Below are 2,492 nucleotides of genomic sequence, written 5' to 3'. Positions count from 1 at the left end.
TCCTAAGTCTTTTGCCTCTCCTTTTTGCGGCACGCTAGGTTACAGAGACATAATTTTTAGAAGCGCTCATACTTCCGTTTACGCAGGTAGTAGCGGCTAACCCCGAAAATTCCTAAAAGCAGAATAGGTGTCACCAAATTCAGGAGTTGCCAGAATGTTTTCTCTTCCCGCACCCGTACTTTATCCAGTGGCCTTAGCTCTATTTCTTTGCTGCGTACATTTATCAGCCCTTCAGAATCGAGGAGGTAATGTACCGTATTGATGGCTAACTCTTTGTTGGCAAAAGTAACATTGTTATACCTGTCAAAACCAAGTTCATAAGCCTGTCCTGTCCGTGCATTGATATCATTTCGCACCAGGTCGCCATCAGAGAAAACGGCAATTTTTGTATCTACGCCTTGCTCCTGCACCTTTTTATCCTGCACGCCTCCAGGGGCACGGCGGTTGCGGAACAGCGATGTAAATTTCCCCTCCAGCAAATACCCCACTGCCTGCTGCCCCGCCTGGTACTGTTCTGGTTTCACATCAAGCCGGGCTTCTTCTAAAGAGAGTGGCACAGGCGGCTCTAGTATGCGCGAGTAATTAGAAGTATAAACCAAAGGTGTTTTACGTATACCCTCTGCTTTAACCGTATCTATTGTACTTACAAATTTAGAATATACAGCATCAATATTTCTGGTGATGGGGTGTTTGCTAAAGTTGTTAAGCAACGGGTAAAAGCGCCAGTTAATCATTTCTGTTTGAGGCTTATCTCCCAGGTAGCCTGTTACCATAGGTATAAACCCTGAGTTAAGGTCCATGATCATGGTTGGGTTCAGGCGTATTCCGTAGCGAAAAAACAGATCGTCGAGGTTGAGGTTATACGGAATGGCAAACATGCCTCCTGCCCCTACACTGTCCATATTGGCATTCAGTGGGTCAACGAAAAAGACTGCTTTGCCGCCTTTCATGATAAACTGATCGATTTTATACTTATCTGCCTCAGAATATGGCTGTGTTGGTTTGGCCACAATTATCAAGTCCAGGCCATCTAGTGACGGAATTTGATCCAGCTCGCCACGGGCCACACGGTAATACTCTTGCAGCGAACCTAGCAGGTCTGTAACCTGCTGCTGCTCCAGTTCCCCCTGCCCAGTTATATAGCCAATGATCTTATTTCCTTGAAAGGCCATCTTACGGATAGCGGTAGCCATTTCGTACTCCACTCCTTCTACTGATTGGTTCAGGCGTTGATCAGGGCTTGCAGCTAGATTTCCTTTGAGCAGGTTAACGGCTGTTTCTTTGCCTTGATAACGAATTACGGCACCCGGAAACACCAGTCGCTCCACCTGCTTTCCATCCTCTGTTGCACGTAAGTTTGCAGGCACTATCCCTTTTTGAGCCAGCGAAGTATAAAAAGCGATTCTTTGCTTCTCATCTGATATGGCTGAAGGGTCGATAAAATTATAGCGCAGGTTGCCATTGGCGTAAATCCTGAACTCGTCCAGCGTCTCACGCACAGACTGTTGCAGTCTTTTAAAGCCAGCCGGGAAATCTCCCTCCAGGTATACATCCACCACTACTTCATTTTCCAGGCTGCCTAACATCTGTTTTGTAACCGGGGCAATGGTGTAGCGCTTATCCTCGGTCAGGTCCAGGCGGAAGAAGAAATTAGCAGCCAGAATGTTCAGCAGGATTAGCCCACCTACCCAAGCCAGAAAGACAAGTATATCGCTGCTGCGTCTGCTTTTGTTTTGCTCCTTTACCATTTTCTGCTCCTCAACACCAGTTTAGTGGCTAAAATCATAATGGCAATAACAGTCAGAAAGTATAACACATCTCTGGAGTCTACCAGGCCTTTGCTTATTGCCGAATAATGGTAGGCAATACCCAACTGACTTATAAAATAGCTGAAGCTGCCCCACATAGGGATGGAAGCAATGGACTCAAAACCTGTGTATATGATAAAGCAAAGGAAAACCGCTATCACAAAAGAGATGATTTGATTATCTGAGATAGCAGATGAAAATACACCTATCGCACAAAAAACAGCAGCCAGAAAAGCTAAACCTAAGTAGGAGCCTACCACGGCAGCGGAGTCTATATTCCCTTGCGGGTTACCCAGCTCATAAACAGAATAATAGTAAAGCAGCGTTGGCAGCAGCGCAAACAGTGCCAGCAGCAATGCGGCAAAGTACTTACCAAGTATAAGCTGCAGGTCAGTAATCGGCTTTGTGAGCAGCAGTTCAATAGTGCCTTCGCGTTTCTCTTCTGCAAAGGTACGCATGGTTATGGCCGGTATCAGGAACAGGAAAACCCACGGAGCCATGTTAAACAGCGCCTGCATGTCGGCAAAGCCATACTCCAGCACACTGCTTTCCGGAAACACCCACATAAACATGCCAATAGCCACCAGAAACACCGTAATCACGATGTAAGCTATCAGCGAGTTCAGAAAGCCGTTAAATTCTTTTTTTAAGATTGCGAACATTTTAATTCAATTAAAAATCATG

General features: G+C 45.8%; 2 protein-coding genes. Both read right to left on the bottom strand.

Annotation, left to right across the window (positions count from 1 at the left end; all coding sequences use genetic code 11):
• Positions 1-56: 56 nt before the first annotated feature.
• The gene (gene gldG / locus ACFQ2O_RS21195; RefSeq protein ID WP_377532810.1) at positions 57-1,748 is read right to left on the bottom strand and encodes a gliding motility-associated ABC transporter substrate-binding protein GldG; all 1,692 of its coding nucleotides are present in this window, start codon (positions 1,746-1,748) and stop codon (positions 57-59) included.
• The gene (gldF, locus tag ACFQ2O_RS21190; RefSeq protein WP_377532808.1) at positions 1,742-2,470 is read right to left on the bottom strand and encodes a gliding motility-associated ABC transporter permease subunit GldF; all 729 of its coding nucleotides are present in this window, start codon (positions 2,468-2,470) and stop codon (positions 1,742-1,744) included. The genes gldG and gldF overlap by 7 nt, the downstream gene beginning before the upstream one ends.
• Positions 2,471-2,492 lie beyond the last annotated feature (22 nt).

It is taken from the genome of Pontibacter rugosus, from assembly GCF_042678745.1.
Lineage (GTDB): Bacteria > Bacteroidota > Bacteroidia > Cytophagales > Hymenobacteraceae > Pontibacter > Pontibacter rugosus.
Note: the sequence above shows the minus strand (reverse complement) of the source record. Positions and strands in the feature narration are given on the sequence as shown.